This window comes from Ensifer oleiphilus (genome assembly GCF_013371465.1).
Classification (GTDB): domain Bacteria; phylum Pseudomonadota; class Alphaproteobacteria; order Rhizobiales; family Rhizobiaceae; genus Ensifer; species Ensifer oleiphilus.
Window position 1 is genome coordinate 1,040,929 of record NZ_JABWDU010000003.1, and the last position, 15,592, is coordinate 1,056,520.

The following is a 15,592-nucleotide window of genomic DNA, read 5'->3' on the forward strand; positions in this document are numbered from 1 at the left end:
ATGCCAAATCCTCCCAAGACGCCCCGCATTGTCATCGTCACCGGTGCCGCCATCGGCATCGGTCAGGCCGCCGCCCAAGCCTTTGCCGCCAAGGGCGACCACGTCGTCGTCACCGACATTCTCGAGCGCGAGGCATCGGCGACGGTCGAGGCGATCCGACAGGCCGGCGGTTCCGCCGAATTTTCCTATTACGACGTCCGCTCGACATCGGCGACCGATGCGCTGGTCGCCGACCTGGAAAAGCGCCACGGCCGCATCGACGTCGTCGTCGCCAATGCCGGCATTGCCCATCGCACCCCGCTTGCCGCGCTGACCGACGACAAGTGGGACCTGACCTTCGACATCGACTTGAAGGGCATCTTCCGTCTCGCGCGCGCTGTTGCTCCCGGCATGCGGCGACGCGGCGAGGGCAGCATCGTCGCGCTCTCCTCGATCATGGGCGTTGCCTATGGCTGGGACGAGCATGTGCACTATTCCGCCGCCAAGTCCGGCGTGATCGGACTGGTGCGCGGGCTTGCGGTCGAGCTTGCCGGCCACGGCGTTCGCGTCAACGGGGTCGCACCTGGCTACATCCGCACGGCGCAGCTGCTCTCGGAGGAAAACTCGCTGGGGCCGGAGGGCGCCGAGGCGGCTGCCGCCTTCATTCCGATGAAACGGCTCGGGACGCCGGAGGATATCGCTGACGTCATCGCATTCCTGGCATCCGACAGCGCGAGATACATGACCGGCCAGGTTCTGGTCGTGGATGGGGGCCTCCTGGTGGGGCGCTACTAGCGCCGCTTCACGCGGTTAATGAACATGGGGCGCGTGGCAAACGGGCTCCGGGGAACAACAACAACTGGAGAAGAGACAATGCCAAATCTGGAAATCAATCGCCGCTCCCTCCTCAAACGGTCCGCAGGGATGATGGCGCTTGCCATGGGCGGAGGCACACCGTTCCTGTCGTCTCGGGCCGCCTTCGCGCAGGCCGCCGATCTGGCAGGCCAGCAGCTGCGCACTATCGGTCTTTCGGTCACCGTTCAGGAGCGCATTCTCGAGCAGTTCAAGGCAGCGGCCGGCGTCGGCGGCACCTCCGGAACGGCCGCGACCTTCCCGGATGCCCAGACGAAGATCCTCTCCGGCTCCAAGGACTATGATTGCTGGGAAATCATCGCCGAGCGTCTGCCCTCGATCGTCATGACCAACAATGTGGAGCCGGTTCAGGCTTCGGCGCTGAAGAACTGGGCCAACATCCGCGATACCTTCACAACCGCCAGCGACAAGTGGGATCGGTCCGCCCAGATCGTCGGCCAGATCTGGACCGACGAAAGCCAGACGGCGCTGAACATGGTCCCGGCCGTCTATAACTACGATTCCATCGGCTACAATCCCGATGTGCTTTCCGCCGAAGAGGCCAACAGCTGGACCGCGATCTTCGATCCGAAGTGGAAGGGCAAGTCCGGCATCAACACCGATCCGCTGATTGCCATCGGCCAGGCGATGATGGCGATGAATTCGCTCGGCCTTTCCGACGTCAAGAACCCCGGCAATGCGACGGCGGCCGAGATCGACGAAGCTGCAAAGTTCCTGATCTCCAAGAAGAAGGAAGGTCAGTTCCGCGCGCTCTGGGGCGATTTCGGCGAGCTCGTCAACCTGATGGCATCGGGCGAAATGGTCGTCTGCGACGCCTGGCAGCCGGCGGTCATGGCCGTCAAGGCGCAGGGCAAGCCCTGCCGCTACGCCGTGCCGAAGGAAGGCTATCGCGGCTGGGCGATCGGCCCGGCGATGATTGCCGGCACGGCCAACAAGGACGCTGTTGTCGCCTATGCCGACTACTGGCTCTCGGGCGAGCCCGGCATCACCGTTTCCGAGCAGGGCTACTACTCGCCGTCGACGAATATCAAGAATGTCATGGCGCCGGAAAAATATGCCTTCTGGTACGAGGGCAAGCCTTGGGTCGGCGCCGAGGAGCGCGGCATCAAGGAAGGCGACCTGCGTGACGGCGGCTCGCTCGAAGAGCGCGCCAAGAACGTCGCCTACTGGCACCAGTGGCCGGATGAATACGACCACCTGATCCAGAAGTGGGACGAGTTCCTCAACGCCTGACGAAGGAAGACAGCCGGGAGGCAAACGCCTCCCGGCTGTCAGCAAACAGGGCGCGGCCCTTGCACGGGCAACCGTGTGGCCGCCCGCCCGATGCCAGAATTTCCAGCAAGCTCCGGAGAGCCACGATGATCTTCGACCTCGAACTCAATACTGTCGGCAAGGTCTATGACAACGGCACGCCCGCCGTGATCGATTTCAACCTGTCGGTCTCCAAGGGCGAGTTCATCGCGTTCCTCGGGCCGTCCGGCTGCGGCAAGACGACGACGCTGCGCATGATCGCCGGCTTCGAAACGATCTCCTCCGGCGAGATGCTGATCAAGGGCAAGCGCATGAACGACATCCGGCCGGAACACCGGCCGACGTCGATGATCTTCCAGAGCTACGCGCTCTTTCCCCACATGACCGTACGGCGCAATGTCGGCTACGGGCTTGACGTCAAGGGCATGGCAAAGGCGGAACGCGACGCCAAGGTCGACCGGATCCTGGCGACGCTCGGGCTCGAGGATATCGCCGAGAAAAAGCCCGACCGGTTGTCGGGCGGCCAACGCCAGCGCATCGCGCTCGCACGCGGGCTTGTGGTCGAGCCGGATATCCTGCTGCTCGACGAACCGCTCGGCGCGCTCGACGCCAACCTGCGCAAGGCGATCCAGAACGAACTGAAACTTTTGCAGAAGACGCTCGGCGTCACCTTCGTCTTCGTCACTCATGCCCAGTCCGAGGCACTGGCGCTCTCCGACCGCATCGTGGTGATGAACCAGGGCAAGGTCGAGCAGATCAGCCCGCCGCACCAGCTTTACACCCGGCCGAACACGGCGTTCGTCGCCCAGTTCATCGGCAACAACACGATCTTCCAGGGCGAGGTCGACGGCGCATCGGATGACCGGACGCTGGTTTCGACGCCGCTCGGTCAGCTTTCCGGTCGACCGAACGGCACGCTCGCCAGGAAATCGAGGGTCAACGTCGTCATCCCGGCCGAAGCGATCGAGGTGCACCCCGCCGCTCTGGTTTCGCGTGACCAGATTGCGCACACGGTCGGCGGTAACGTCGTCGGCGCCAGCGTCAGCCGCTTCGATGTGGTCGGCCACGTATCCCATCTGACGGCAGCATTGGCCGACGGCCGCACGGTCTCGCTCGAAGCCCATGTCGACAAGTACCAGCCCGATGCCTTCCCCGTCGGCGCCGACATCCTTCTGAGCTGGCAGCCGGGCGAAGCCACCGTCATCCCAGCTTGACCTTTTGAACGATAAAACACGAAGGAGACATACCATGGCCAAGGAAATCCTCTGCAGCTTCGGCATCGACGTCGATGCGGTCGCCGGCTGGCTCGGATCCTATGGGGGCGAGGATTCGCCTGACGATATCTCGCGCGGCCTGTTTGCGGGCGAGGTCGGCAGCCCGCGCCTCTTGAAGCTGTTCGAGCGCTTCGGCATCAAGACCACCTGGTTCATTCCCGGCCACTCGATCGAGACCTTCCCGGAGCAGATGCACGCCGTCGCCGATGCCGGCCACGAAATCGGCATTCACGGCTACACCCATGAAAACCCGATCGCCATGACGCGCGAGCAGGAGACCGAAGTCCTCGACAAGTGCATCGATCTCGTCACCAAGCTCTCGGGCAAGCGTCCGACCGGCTATGTGGCGCCGTGGTGGGAGTTTTCCAACGTCACCAATGAGCTGTTGCTGGAGCGCGGCATCAAGTACGACCACTCGCTGATGCACAACGACTTCACGCCCTACTATGTGCGCGTCGGCGACAAGTGGACCAAGATCGACTACTCCAAGAAGCCGTCCGACTGGATGGTGCCGCTCACGCGCGGCAAGGAGACCGATCTTATCGAAATCCCGGCATCCTGGTATCTCGATGACCTTCCGCCGATGATGTTCATCAAGAAGTCGCCGAACAGCCACGGCTTCGTCAATCCGCACGACATCGAGCAGATCTGGCGCGACCAGTTCGACTGGGTCTACCGCGAGATGGACTATGCGGTGTTTCCGATTACCATCCATCCCGACGTTGCCGGTCGCCCGCAGGTGCTGATGATGCTGGAGCGGCTCTATGCCCACATGATCAAGCATCCGGGCGTGAAGTTCGTGACCATGAACGAGATCGCCGACGATTTTGCCAAGCGCTTCCCGCGCAAGAAGTGAGCAACTGACGGGGGCGGTCCAGGTGCCGTCCCCGCCTCTTTTTAAGCGATTGGATCACGCCATGTGCTCTCTCTGCGGCGTCCTTGGAGGCAACGAACATTGGGCCGATGCGGTGGCGCGGCCGGGCGTCTACACCCGCAATGTCGAGCGCATCGACCGAAGGCGCGAGCGTGCCAACCGGGTGCGTATCGCCAATACGATGCTGGCGCCTTTCGGCCTGAGTATTTCCGATTGGCAGGGTGCATCCTTCGTGCTTGCCACCCGCACCGGCAAGAGCGAGATCATCGAAGACCTCGGCCATCTCTGGCCGGCGGCCGAACGGCTCTGCGGCCGCCCCTGCGACCCGCTCGATCCCGGCATGATTGCCGCTGCGGAGGTCGCGATCGATGGCTGAGCCGCAGATCCCATTGTTGACCCCCATCAACCTGCTCACGGGCTTCCTCGGCTCCGGCAAGACGACGCTGCTTGCGCGTCTGCTCGCCGACCCCGCTCTTTCGGACGCCGCTGTCCTCATCAACGAATTTGGAGAAGTCGGTCTCGACCATCATCTGGTCGAGCGCATCGACGACACGATGGTGCTGCTGCAATCGGGCTGTCTCTGCTGTACGGTACGCGGCGAACTGGCCGATGCGATCAAGGACCTGCACTCAAAGCGCGAGCGAGGCCTGGTTCCGCTCTTCCGCCGGATCGTTGTCGAAAGCACCGGGCTTGCCGATCCGTTCCCGGTCCTGTCGACGATCAAATCCGATCCGGTTCTGCGTCATCATTTTCGCCCAGGCAACGTCATCACCACCATCGATGCGGTCAACGGGCTCCGTCAGCTCGGCACCTATGTCGAATCCAATCGCCAGGCGGCGGTTGCCGACCGCCTTGTTGTCACCAAGGCCGACCTGGCGCTGGCCGTCGATGTGTCGGGTCTTGTCGAGAAACTCCGCAGCATCAATCCGGATGCACCGCTGCTGACCGCGACCGATCCGTCCTTCGATCTGGCCGACCTCGTCGATGAAGACCTCAGCCTGCGCGCAGCGGCGCTGCAATCGACAAGCGGCTTTTATTGCGAAGCACCGGTTCAACTGGCAACGGCTGACGGCGGCGTGCATCAGTCGGCAGTGACCTCTTTCGTGATGACGGTGGAGCATGCCGTCGACTGGACCGCCTTCGGTATCTGGCTAACGATGCTGCTGAACCGGCACGGCGACAGGGTGTTGCGGGTGAAGGGCATTCTCAACATTGCCGGCGAGGAACGCCCAGTCGCCATTCACGGCGTTCAGCATCTGGTGCATACGCCTGTGCATATGGAGCGCTGGCCGGACGGGGATCGCCGTTCGCGCATCGTGTTTATTGTTGACGGTCTGGATGTCGAGCTGCTGAAACGGTCGTTTACGGCCTTTGCCCTCGATCGGTCGCCCGTCGAGGACGCGGCCGTCCCGCAACGCAGCCTTCAGGAACGTCAGTCGTCGTGATGAACAAACACCAGCCTGACCAAACGGCAACAGCGACACCAGCTCTTCATCTCGAAGGGCGCCCGCGCCTCCGTGTCCTCGGCACGGCGATCTCGCTGCTGGAGGAACTGCGGGTTCGCGCCGAGGCCGATCTCGGCATCGAGGTGGTGTTCGATAACAACGACTTCCTGACGACCCAGCACAAGGCGGCGCAGGAGCCTGACAGCTATGACATCTACGACCAGTGTTTCCACAACCTCGATATCGTCTGGTACTGGCGGGCGATCCAGCCGATCGAGATCGGCCGTATTGCGCTTTGGGACGAGATCAACGACCTGACGAAAACCGGCCATATCGGCCCGAATGCCCGGCTGGGGCAGGGGGATGCACCGGTCAAGAAACTGTTCGTGCAGCCCAATCTAGAACTCGGCGACACGCCGTCGAGCACGATCTCGATGCTGCCGACGACGCATAATTTCGACAGCTTCGCCTACAGGACCGACGTCGCCCCCAATACGGTGTCGATGAACAGCTGGGCGGCGTTGCTCGACGAGCGCTGGGCGGGACGTGCGGCCCTGGTCGACGAGCCGGCGATCGGCATCTTCGATGCCGCCCTTGCCGCGCAGGCGTCCGGGCTGATGTCGTTCGACAATATCGGCGCCATGACGGTCGACGAGATCGACCGGCTGATCGGCCTGCTCGAAGAGCGCAAGAAGAACGGCTATTTCCGCGCCTTCTGGCGCACGGCGGAAGATGCGGCGCGGCTGATGGTGCGCGGCGAGACCGATATCCAGAGCATGTGGTCGACCGGCATCAGCATTCTCAACGGCCAGGGCGTTCCGGTCGAACAGGCGGTGCCGGCTGAAGGCTATCGCGCCTGGCATGGGGGCTTGTGCCTCGCGCGTCATCTGTCGGGTCGCATGCGCGACGTCGCCTACGAGTACCTTAACTGGTGGATCTCCGGCTGGCCGGGTTCGGTTGTCGCGCGCCAGGGCTACTACATCTCCACGCCGGAGCGCTCGCGGCAGTTCATGTCGGTGGCCGAGTGGGACTACTGGTATGGCGGCCTGCCGGCGGCCAACGACCTGCCGGGGCCCGACGGCACCATGCGCATCCGGGCGGGATCGGTTCGCAGCGGCGGCTCCTATTGGCAGCGCGCCAACTGCATCGCGGTCTGGAACACCACCATGGACGAGCACAATTATCTGGTTCGCCGCTGGATGCAGCTGGTCGAGCGATAGAGGGAAATGCGATGATTCAGGATCTTGGCGGACGGTCGATCGCGCAGTTGTCTGCGCTGCTGCAATCCGGTGCACTCGATCCGCGCGACCTGACGGGTTGGACGCTTCAGCGGATCCGCAACCATGACGACCAGGCGATTTTCACCATGGTCCTGCCGGAGCGGGCGATGCGCGAGGCGGAGGCTTCCGCACGGCGCATCGCCGCCGGCCGTCCGCTCGGGCTTCTCGACGGCATTCCGGTCGCCTGGAAGGACCTGTTTGCCATATCGGGCGTGCCGACGACGGCGGGATCGGTTGTTCTGAAAGATGCGCCGGCGGCACAGGACGACGCGGCCGTGGTCACTGCGCTCGGCCATGCCGGCATGGTCAGTGTCGGCCGGGTCAACATGAGCGAGTTCGCCTTTTCCGGGCTCGGTATCAACCCGCATTACGGCACGCCGCGCAATCCGCGCTCGCCCCAAGTCGATCGGCTGCCGGGCGGCTCGTCCTCCGGTTCCGGCGCCGCGGTTGCCGCCGATCTCGTGCCGGTATCGATCGGCACGGATACTGGCGGGTCGATCCGCATCCCCGCAACCTTCAACGGCATCGTCGGCTACAAGGCGACGCGTGGACGCTATTCCATGCGCGGCGTCTTTCCACTCGCCAAGAGCCTGGATTCGCTCGGCCCTCTCTGCCGCTCGGTCCAGGATGCCGTCTGGGTCGACGCGGCGATGCGTGGCCTGCCGGCGCCTGAAATCCGTCGCGGCAGCCTCGAGGGCCTGTCGATCGTGGTGCCGACGACGGTGGTGTTCGACGGTGCCGAAGATGGGGTCGTCTCCGCTTTCGAGGCGGCAATCGGCCGGCTGCAGCGAGCTGGCGCCCAGGTGCGCCGCCAATCGTTTCAGGCGTTCGAGCGCATCTTCGAGACCATGGAGCGCCATGGCCCTTTGGTGACGGCCGAAGCCTACGCCCTGCATAGAGGCCGGCTCGAAGGCCCGCAGGCCGCAATGATGGACCGGCGCGTCGTGGCGCGGGCGCGGTTCGGGCAAAAGATCAGTCTTTCCGATTACATCGCCACGCTCGATGCACGCGAGGCACTCATCGCCGAAATCGCCAAAAGCGTTGGGCCGAACGAACTGATCGCCTATCCGACGGTTGCCCATGTAGCACCTCCGACAGCGCCGCTTCTCGATGACGATGCCTTGTTCGTCGACACCAACGCCCGGACCTTGCGCAACACGTCGATCGGCAATTTTCTCGACTGGTGCGGCGTCTCGCTGCCCTGCGGCACTGGCGAGGCCGGCATGCCGGTCGGCCTGCTGCTCTCCGCCCAGCCGCATCACGACGCGCATCTGCTGTCCATGGCGCTTGGCGCTGAAGCGGTGGTTCGGGCCGATTGAGCTTCATTACGCCCAGCGACAAGAGCAAGCGCACTTTGCGACTAGCCGGAGGGCGAAAGGCATAGTCTACTGCTTGAAGACCTCCGGAAACGCCGGTCGCAAAGGCCCTGAAGAGGCTGCGACATCCAAGGCGACCGATGGGAACAATGGGCCGCAATCGGCCGTCGCCTCGGCAACACGGGAACAGCCGAAGCGGACGGAATGGGAGCTTCGCATGGACGTGAGTTATTCCACGGCAGGCACGGCTGCGCTCGAGCGCAAGCGGTATTGGGACGAGGCGGTATCGAGCACCTACTTTCCGCTCGACCTGCGCTTCCAGAACGCGGCGGCGTTTTCCGGGGACTTGAACGTCTGGGATCTCGGAGCGGTATCGCTGTCGCGGCTCGATTCAGATGGGCTCCTCTACCGCCGGCAGAAGCGGCACCTCTTGCATGAGCGCGAAGAAAGCTACTTGATCACCGTGCCGGAGAAAGCGGAGATCAGTTTCGAACAGAGCGGCAAGGCGGTGCGCTGCAAGCCGGGCGCCTTCCTCGTCGAGCGCAGCCATCTGCCATATGAGTTCAGCTATACCGCGAAGAATACGCTCTGGGTGCTGAAGGTGCCGATCGCGACGCTGCGCCCGCGTGTCGGCCTGCCCGAACGTATCGCGTCGCTGAGCTTCGATTCCACCCGGGGCACCGGCGCATTGTTCGTCGACATGATCCGGTTGGTCGCACCACGGCTTGTCGAAATGGATGCGCCGGCCCGCGACATGACCGGCAAACACCTGGTCGATATCCTTGCGATGTCGCTTATCTCCGACGAGCGCATGCTGATGTCGGACGCCGGCTCGGTTCAGGTCGGCCACCTTCACCGCGTCGAAAGCTATGTTCGCGCCAACCTTGCCCGAGCTGATCTCGGGCCGCAGGCGATTGCCGATGCCTGCGGCATCTCGGTGCGCTATCTGCATCAGCTGATGAAACGGCAGGGCACGTCCGTCTGCCACTGGATCCGGGTCCAGCGGCTTTTGCGCTCGGATGAGATGCTGCGCGATCCCTCCTGCCGCAAGCTGGTTTCGGAAATCGCCTATGCGCTGGGCTTCAGCGACCACGCGCAGTTCAGCCGCCACTACAAGGCGCATTTCGGCTACAGCCCGAGCGAGGCGCGGGAGCGCTACAGCCTGCTGAGCCCGAGCGGCTCCGGCTGAGCCGACGGGCGACAGAATCCAGACAGATATGAGGTGAGCGCACGCCTGACCCGGCTGTGGGCGAAGCCTTGCCCGCTTTTCAATGAATCGAAGACAGGAGACGAACCTTGCAGAACCTTCGCGTTGCGGTCGATGTCGGTGGCACCTTTACCGACATCTGCATCATGGACGAGACCACGGGCCGGATCCGGGTCGAAAAGACCTCTTCCTCCGCCGATCCGATCGACGGCATCATGTCCGGCGTCGAAAAGGCCGGCATCGATCTATCGAAAGTGGCGCTGTTTTCGCATGGCACCACCGTTGCCACCAACGCTCTGATCACGCGGCGCCTGCCGCGCACGGCGATGGTGTGTACCCGTGGTTTTCGCGACGTGATCGAGATCCGCCGGGCCAACAAGGAAGACCTCTGGGATACCTACAAGGACGTGGTGCCGCCCTATGTGCCGCGGCGCGACCGGTTGGTGGTGACAGAGCGTGTTGATGCGCAAGGGGGGATCGTCGCCACGCTCGACGAGGACGAGGCCCGCGAAGTCGCCCGTATTCTCAAGCGCCGCAATGTCGCGGCTGTCGCCGTCTGCTTCATGAACGCCTTCATGAACGGTGCCAACGAGCGGCGGATGAAGGAGATCCTGATGGAGGTAATGCCCGGCGTGCCGGTATCGACCTCGTCCGAAGTCCTGCCCGAAATCTTCGAGCATGAGCGGTTCTCGACCACGGTTGCCAATGCGGCGCTCAGCCCTGTCGTTGTCGACTACACCTCGAGGCTCGGCAAGCGGCTGCAGCAGGACGGCTATGTGCGCGACCTACTGCTGCTCCACACTGGCGGCGGGGTGATGACGCCGAAGAGCGTCGAGGATTTCGCCGCACGGCTGGCCGGCTCCGGCATCGCCGCCGGCGCGATCGCCAGCAAGTACATCGCCGAGCTCTGCGGCTTCCGAAACTCGATCGGCCTCGATATGGGCGGCACCTCGACCGACGTGTCGCTTGCCTATGACGGCCAGTCGCGCATCACCAAGGACTGGTTCATCGAGTTCGGCTACCCGATCCGGTTTTCGTCCATTGAAGTTCTGACCATCGGTGCCGGCGGCGGTTCGCTCGCCTGGACCGATGAGGCAGGCTCGCTGCGCAACGGTCCGCAATCGGCTGGCGCCAATCCGGGACCTGCCTGCTACGCCAAAGGCAACCGCCAGCCGACCAACACCGATGCCAATGTCGTGCTCGGCCGTCTCGGCACCAGCCTTGCCGGCGGCAAGATTACGCTCGATGCGGACCTGGCGTTTGAAGCCGTCCGTGAAGGCGTGGCCGAGCCGTTCGGGCTGGAGCCGCATTCGGCCGCCGATGCCATCATTCGCGTCGCCAATGCCAATATGTCGGACGCGGTACGGCTGATCTCGATCAGCCGCGGCTACGACCCGCGCGACTTTGCGCTGGTTGCCTTCGGCGGTGCAGGCGCCCTGCATGGCGCGGCAATCGCCCGCGAACTGTCGATCCCGGCCGTCATCGTTCCGCCGAACCCCGGCGTTACCTCGGCGCTCGGCTGCCTGCTCGTCGACATGCAGCACGATTTTTCCGAGAGTTATCTGAAGCCGGCTAACGATGCCGACGCAACCGCAATCGAAGACGCCTTCGTACGCCTCGAACAGGAAGCGCTGGAACGGCTCGCGCACGAAGGTGTGGCCGACAAGGATGTGCTGCTGCAGCGCAGCATCGACATGATGTATCTCGGGCAGTGGCGGTCGCTTGCCGTCGCCGCACCCGCGCCGGTCACCGACATCGCCCCGCTGGTCGAGGCCTTCCACCGCGAGCATCAGCGCGAATACAATTTCCGCCGCGACGAGACACCCGTCAGCCTGTTCCGCATCAATCTCAAGGCCGTCGGCATGGTGCCGAAGGCATCTCTCGCAAAGCACGAGCCGACCGGACTGATCCCTCAGCCGAAGACGCGGCGCAGCGTCTGGTTTGCAGCTGACGCCGCGGTCGATACACCCGTCTACGAGCGCGAGACGCTGCCCGCAGGCTTCGTCTTCAAGGGTCCCGCCATTGTCGAACAGCTCGATTCTACCGTCGTCGTCCCGCCGGAAACGACCGCGGAGGTAGACACCTATCTCAACATCATCATCCGTATCGAAGGTGAATCGAATGTCTGAACAGCAAAACCTGGACCCGGTGACCTTCGAGGTCCTGAAGAACTCCTTCATCACCAGCGTCGACCAGATGGCCGAGCAGATCCTCAGAACCTGCTACTCCTTCGTCATCTACAACCGCGACTTTTCGAGCGCCCTGCACGACGCCGAGGGCAATTCCGCAGCCCAGGGCAACCAGGACATCGCCGTCCATGTCGGCACGCTGCATTTCACCTGCAAGGACGTCATCCGTGCCTTCGACGGTGACATGCATCCGGGCGACGTCTACGCCATCAACGACCCCTATGCCGGCGGCACCCACTTCAACGACGTCCGATTGGTCCGGCCGATCTTCGTCGATGGCAGGATCATCGCCTTCAGCCAGTCGAACGGCCATTGGTCGGATCTGGGCGGCAGCGTGCCTGGTTCGTTCGACGTTTCGGCCAAGGAAATGTTCAAGGAGGGCATGCGCATCACGCCGATCCGGCTGTTCGACAAGGGACGGTTCTGCAAGGACGTCGCCCACCTGATCGCCTCCAACACCCGCGACCCGGCCTCGATCATCGGCGACATTCATGCCCAGGCCCAGGCAACCCAGGTCTGCGAGCGCGAGATCCTGCGGCTGGTCGGCAAGTACGGCGAGGGCACGGTGAAGCAGGGGCTTGGCGCAGTGCAGGATTATGTCGAACGCGCCATGCGCCAGCGCATCGCCGCGCTGCCCGACGGCGAGTGGGAAACGCAGGACTTCATCGACCGCGATCCGGCCGGCAGCGAAGGCATGATCCCGATCAGGGTCAAGCTGACGATCAAGGGCGACCGGGCAATCTACGACTTTACCGGCAGCCATCCGACCATCGGCTCGATCTACAACTCGGCCTTCGGCGCCACCTTCTCGGCGGTGGCGGCCGGCATGAAGACCTTCTTCCCCGACCTGCCGCTCAACAGTGGCTTCTACCGGGTGTTCGAGATCATCGCTCCCGAAGGCTCGATCGTTGACGCCAAATGGCCGGTGGCCGTCACCGGTTTCCTCATGCCCTTCGAGAAGATCATGAACGCGATCTATGAGATCTGGTCGAAGATCATCCCTGAACGGGCGATCGCGTGCGCCTTTAATCTCGAATATCTCCTGACCGGCGGACGCGACGCGCGGGCGTCGGAAAAACCGATCTTCATGTTCTACGACTGGCTGCCGGGCGGCTGGGGCGGACGCAACGGCATGGACGGTTGCAACGTGACGACCGCCTGCTTCGGAACCGGACTGATGGCCCAGCCGGTCGAAGGACAGGAACGGGCAAACCCGATCCTGACGACGCAGTTCGAGGTACTGACGGATTCGGCCGGCCCCGGAAAATGGCGCGGCGGCGCCGGGGTGCTGAAGACATCCCGCATGCTTGAAGCCGAAAACACTGTCATTTCCTATATCTGCGACCGCGAGCGCGCCATCGTCTGGGGCATCGAGGGCGGGTTGCCCTCCATGCCGCACGGGTTGACGCTGACCCGCGAGAAGACCGGCAAGAAGGAATGGCTCGGCGCCACCTTCTCCGACGTGGCAATCGAAGCAGGCGACGTCTTCTCGCGCCCGACCGCCGGCGGTGGCGGCTTCGGTGACCCGCTGGAGCGCGATCCGCAGCGGGTTCTTGTTGACGTCATGGACGATTACGTCTCGGTCGAGAGGGCGGCAAAAGACTACGGCGTCGTCATCAACCCTGTCGATCCGGAAATCTGCGCCTACGAGATCGATGCGGCGGCGACAACCGAACTGCGGCGACAGATCAGAGCTGATCGCCGGGGGTGGCTGGAGACGGATCCGGCCGAGATCTCTGCGCGGTTCAAGGCGGGCGAGATCGACGCGCTCGATGCGGTGCGCCACCACGCCGTCATCCTCGACTGGGACACCGGCGATCCGCTGCCCGTCTCCACCGAACAGTTTCGCGACATGTATCGCAAGCGCTCGGCGGCTGGCTGGCAATAAGAAGGGCATGCTTGGTGGGTGGGCGGTGCGTCCACCCGAAAACGGGAGAACGGCATGGCAGGTGTTACGATCGTCGCGGCCACGGAGGCCGACAGGTCCGCATGGAACGAACTCCACGCGGGATTTGCCGCCTTCTATGGCGTCGACCAGACCGATGAGATGCGGGATCGGGTCTGGGGCTGGATCCGCGAGGGTGCACTCGAATGCCGGCTGGCGCTCGATGGCTCCGGCCGCCCGATTGGCCTGACCCACTTTCGCGAATACATCCGGCCGCTGATGGCCGCGCGGGGCGGCTTTCTCGACGACCTCTTCGTTACGCCCGAAGCCCGCGGGTACGGCGCAGCACCTGCTTTGATCCGGTCCGTTGCCGACATCGGACGAGAGCGTGGCTGGTCGGTCCTCCGCTGGATCACGCGCGACAACAATTATCGCGCACGGGGGCTCTACGATCAGCTGGCCACCAGAACGGATTGGCTGACTTATGATATTGCCCTGTAACGCATCGAAACGGGAGACGCCGATGACCGCACAGCCCAATTCCACCGAAGCGCGGGACATGGCCTACCATCTCCATTCCTACACCAACCCGCGCAAACTGGAACGGGAAGGGCCGCTGATCATCGACCGCGGTGAAGGCATTCACGTCTTCGACAACAGCGGCAAGCGCTACATTGAAGGTATGGCCGGGCTCTGGAGCGTGGCGGTTGGCTTCGGCGAAAAGCGGCTGGTCGAGGTGGCGCGCAGGCAGATGGCAAGGCTGCCCTATTACCACACCTTCTCGCAGAAATCGCATGGACCGGTGGCGGATCTGGCCGAGAAGCTGGTCGGCATGGCGCCGGTTCCGATGTCGAAGGTCTATTTCGCCAACTCCGGGTCCGAGGCCAACGACACCGCGATCAAATTGGTCTGGTATCGCTCCAACGCCCTTGGAAAGCCGGAAAAGAAGAAGATCATTTCGCGCATCAAGGGCTATCACGGTGTGACGGCGCTGAGCGCCAGCCTGACGGGTCTGCCCAACAATCATCGCTCCTTCGACCTGCCGTTTGCCAACATCCTGCACACGACCTGCCCGCATTATCGCACTGGAGCCGAACCCGGTCAGGACGAGCTTGCCTTTTCGCGCTGCTGCGCAGAGGAACTCGAAGCGCTCATCCTCGAGGAAGGGCCCGAGACGATCGCCGCCTTCATCGGCGAGCCGGTCATGGGGGCCGGCGGCGTCATCGTTCCGCCGGAGGGCTATTGGGAGGCGATCCAGGACGTGCTGCGCAAATACGACATCCTGCTGATCGCGGACGAGGTGATTTGCGGCTTCGGGCGCACCGGCCACATGTTCGGGTCGCAGACCTTCAGCATTCGCCCTGATATCATGACACTTTCCAAACAGCTGTCGTCGTCCTACCAGCCGATTGCGGCGCTCATGATCAACGACAGTGTCTACGATCCGATCGCCAATGAGGCCGACCGGATCGGCGCGATCGGGCACGGATTTACCGCGAGCGGCCATCCGGTCGCCGCTGCCGTATCGCTCGAAAATCTCGCGATCATCGAAGAGAAGGATCTGGTCGGCAACGTCCGCCGTCTTGCGCCGCATTTCCTTAGCCGGCTCAATGCGCTGGAGCGCCATCCGCTTGCCGTCGAGGCGCGGGGTATCGGGCTTATCGGTGCGCTTGAGCTTGAGGCGGCGGATGGTGCGGCCGCTGGCGCAACCGGCGCGCGGGCGGCAGCGATCCTGCAGAAGAACGGCCTGATCTGCCGCAACATCGGCGATTCCATCGCCTTCTGCCCGCCGATGATCATAGCGGCGGCCGAGATCGATGAGATGTTCGATATCGTCGAGGCGAGCCTTGGCGAACTTGGTCGCGCGCCCCCCGCGTAACGGCCCGCCTGTGGGCCCGCATCTGGGCGTCGGCTCCCAGGCGAGAAGACTGCCAAACTTTCATCGAAGGAAGATCCTCGCTGGCGACGGTTGACGTTCGCCGGCGCATCTTCTGTGCGGTTGCGGACCTATCCCTGCTT

The 15,592-nt window shown here is 63.6% G+C and carries 13 protein-coding genes; all 13 read left to right on the forward strand.

Annotated elements, in window-relative coordinates:
- The 13 genes from HT585_RS17345 to HT585_RS17405 all read left to right on the forward strand — a co-directional run bounded on the left by HT585_RS17345 (window position 1) and on the right by HT585_RS17405 (window position 15,452).
- Complete coding sequence (locus tag HT585_RS17345; RefSeq protein WP_176354080.1) at window positions 1–774, forward strand: SDR family NAD(P)-dependent oxidoreductase; 774 nt, start codon at window positions 1–3, stop codon at window positions 772–774.
- Between the two features lie 78 nt (window positions 775–852).
- Window positions 853–2,085, forward strand: coding sequence for an ABC transporter substrate-binding protein (locus HT585_RS17350; RefSeq protein ID WP_176354081.1), 1,233 nt, complete (start codon window positions 853–855; stop codon window positions 2,083–2,085).
- A 125-nt stretch (window positions 2,086–2,210) separates the two neighbouring features.
- Window positions 2,211–3,317 carry an ABC transporter ATP-binding protein gene (locus tag HT585_RS17355; RefSeq protein WP_176354082.1) on the forward strand — a complete coding sequence of 369 codons (1,107 nt, stop codon included), beginning with the start codon at window positions 2,211–2,213 and terminating at the stop codon, window positions 3,315–3,317.
- Between the two features lie 34 nt (window positions 3,318–3,351).
- Window positions 3,352–4,233, forward strand: a complete 882-nt coding sequence (locus HT585_RS17360; RefSeq protein WP_176354083.1) for a polysaccharide deacetylase family protein — start codon at window positions 3,352–3,354, stop codon at window positions 4,231–4,233.
- Between the two features lie 61 nt (window positions 4,234–4,294).
- Entirely contained in the window at window positions 4,295–4,627 is a 333-nt protein-coding gene (locus HT585_RS17365) for a hypothetical protein (protein WP_176354084.1), read from the forward strand.
- Window positions 4,620–5,696: a CobW family GTP-binding protein gene (locus HT585_RS17370; protein ID WP_176354085.1), complete on the forward strand. Its 1,077-nt coding sequence runs from the start codon at window positions 4,620–4,622 to the stop codon at window positions 5,694–5,696. The genes HT585_RS17365 and HT585_RS17370 overlap by 8 nt, the downstream gene beginning before the upstream one ends.
- Complete coding sequence (locus tag HT585_RS17375) at window positions 5,696–6,916, forward strand: ABC transporter substrate-binding protein (protein WP_176354086.1); 1,221 nt, start codon at window positions 5,696–5,698, stop codon at window positions 6,914–6,916. Before HT585_RS17370 ends, HT585_RS17375 begins: the two co-directional genes overlap by 1 nt.
- An 11-nt stretch (window positions 6,917–6,927) precedes the next feature.
- Window positions 6,928–8,295 (forward strand): amidase, encoded by a 1,368-nt coding sequence (locus HT585_RS17380; RefSeq protein WP_176354087.1) that lies wholly within the window; start codon window positions 6,928–6,930, stop codon window positions 8,293–8,295.
- Window positions 8,296–8,509: 214 nt separating this feature from the next.
- Window positions 8,510–9,481: an AraC-like ligand-binding domain-containing protein gene (locus HT585_RS17385; protein WP_176354088.1), complete on the forward strand. Its 972-nt coding sequence runs from the start codon at window positions 8,510–8,512 to the stop codon at window positions 9,479–9,481.
- A 107-nt stretch (window positions 9,482–9,588) separates the two neighbouring features.
- Window positions 9,589–11,628: a hydantoinase/oxoprolinase family protein gene (locus tag HT585_RS17390; protein WP_176354089.1), complete on the forward strand. Its 2,040-nt coding sequence runs from the start codon at window positions 9,589–9,591 to the stop codon at window positions 11,626–11,628.
- Window positions 11,621–13,576, forward strand: a complete 1,956-nt coding sequence (locus tag HT585_RS17395) for a hydantoinase B/oxoprolinase family protein (protein ID WP_176354090.1) — start codon at window positions 11,621–11,623, stop codon at window positions 13,574–13,576. The genes HT585_RS17390 and HT585_RS17395 overlap by 8 nt, the downstream gene beginning before the upstream one ends.
- Window positions 13,577–13,630: 54 nt before the next feature.
- Window positions 13,631–14,074: a GNAT family N-acetyltransferase gene (locus HT585_RS17400; protein WP_176354091.1), complete on the forward strand. Its 444-nt coding sequence runs from the start codon at window positions 13,631–13,633 to the stop codon at window positions 14,072–14,074.
- A gap of 22 nt (window positions 14,075–14,096) precedes the next feature.
- Window positions 14,097–15,452 (forward strand): aspartate aminotransferase family protein, encoded by a 1,356-nt coding sequence (locus tag HT585_RS17405; protein WP_176354092.1) that lies wholly within the window; start codon window positions 14,097–14,099, stop codon window positions 15,450–15,452.
- Window positions 15,453–15,592: the final 140 nt, after the last annotated feature.

Bases quoted from the DNA above. Each gene is read 5' to 3' on its own strand.
- HT585_RS17395 (WP_176354090.1), top strand. From the start codon at position 11,621: ATGTCTGAACAGCAAAACCTGGACCCGGTGACCTTCGAGGTCCTGAAG.
- HT585_RS17405 (WP_176354092.1), top strand. From the start codon at position 14,097: ATGACCGCACAGCCCAATTCCACCGAAGCGCGGGACATGGCCTACCAT.
- HT585_RS17365 (WP_176354084.1), top strand. From the start codon at position 4,295: ATGTGCTCTCTCTGCGGCGTCCTTGGAGGCAACGAACATTGGGCCGAT.
- HT585_RS17350 (WP_176354081.1), top strand. From the start codon at position 853: ATGCCAAATCTGGAAATCAATCGCCGCTCCCTCCTCAAACGGTCCGCA.
- HT585_RS17345 (WP_176354080.1), top strand. From the start codon at position 1: ATGCCAAATCCTCCCAAGACGCCCCGCATTGTCATCGTCACCGGTGCC.
- HT585_RS17360 (WP_176354083.1), top strand. From the start codon at position 3,352: ATGGCCAAGGAAATCCTCTGCAGCTTCGGCATCGACGTCGATGCGGTC.
- HT585_RS17380 (WP_176354087.1), top strand. From the start codon at position 6,928: ATGATTCAGGATCTTGGCGGACGGTCGATCGCGCAGTTGTCTGCGCTG.
- HT585_RS17355 (WP_176354082.1), top strand. From the start codon at position 2,211: ATGATCTTCGACCTCGAACTCAATACTGTCGGCAAGGTCTATGACAAC.
- HT585_RS17375 (WP_176354086.1), top strand. From the start codon at position 5,696: ATGAACAAACACCAGCCTGACCAAACGGCAACAGCGACACCAGCTCTT.
- HT585_RS17370 (WP_176354085.1), top strand. From the start codon at position 4,620: ATGGCTGAGCCGCAGATCCCATTGTTGACCCCCATCAACCTGCTCACG.
- HT585_RS17385 (WP_176354088.1), top strand. From the start codon at position 8,510: ATGGACGTGAGTTATTCCACGGCAGGCACGGCTGCGCTCGAGCGCAAG.
- HT585_RS17400 (WP_176354091.1), top strand. From the start codon at position 13,631: ATGGCAGGTGTTACGATCGTCGCGGCCACGGAGGCCGACAGGTCCGCA.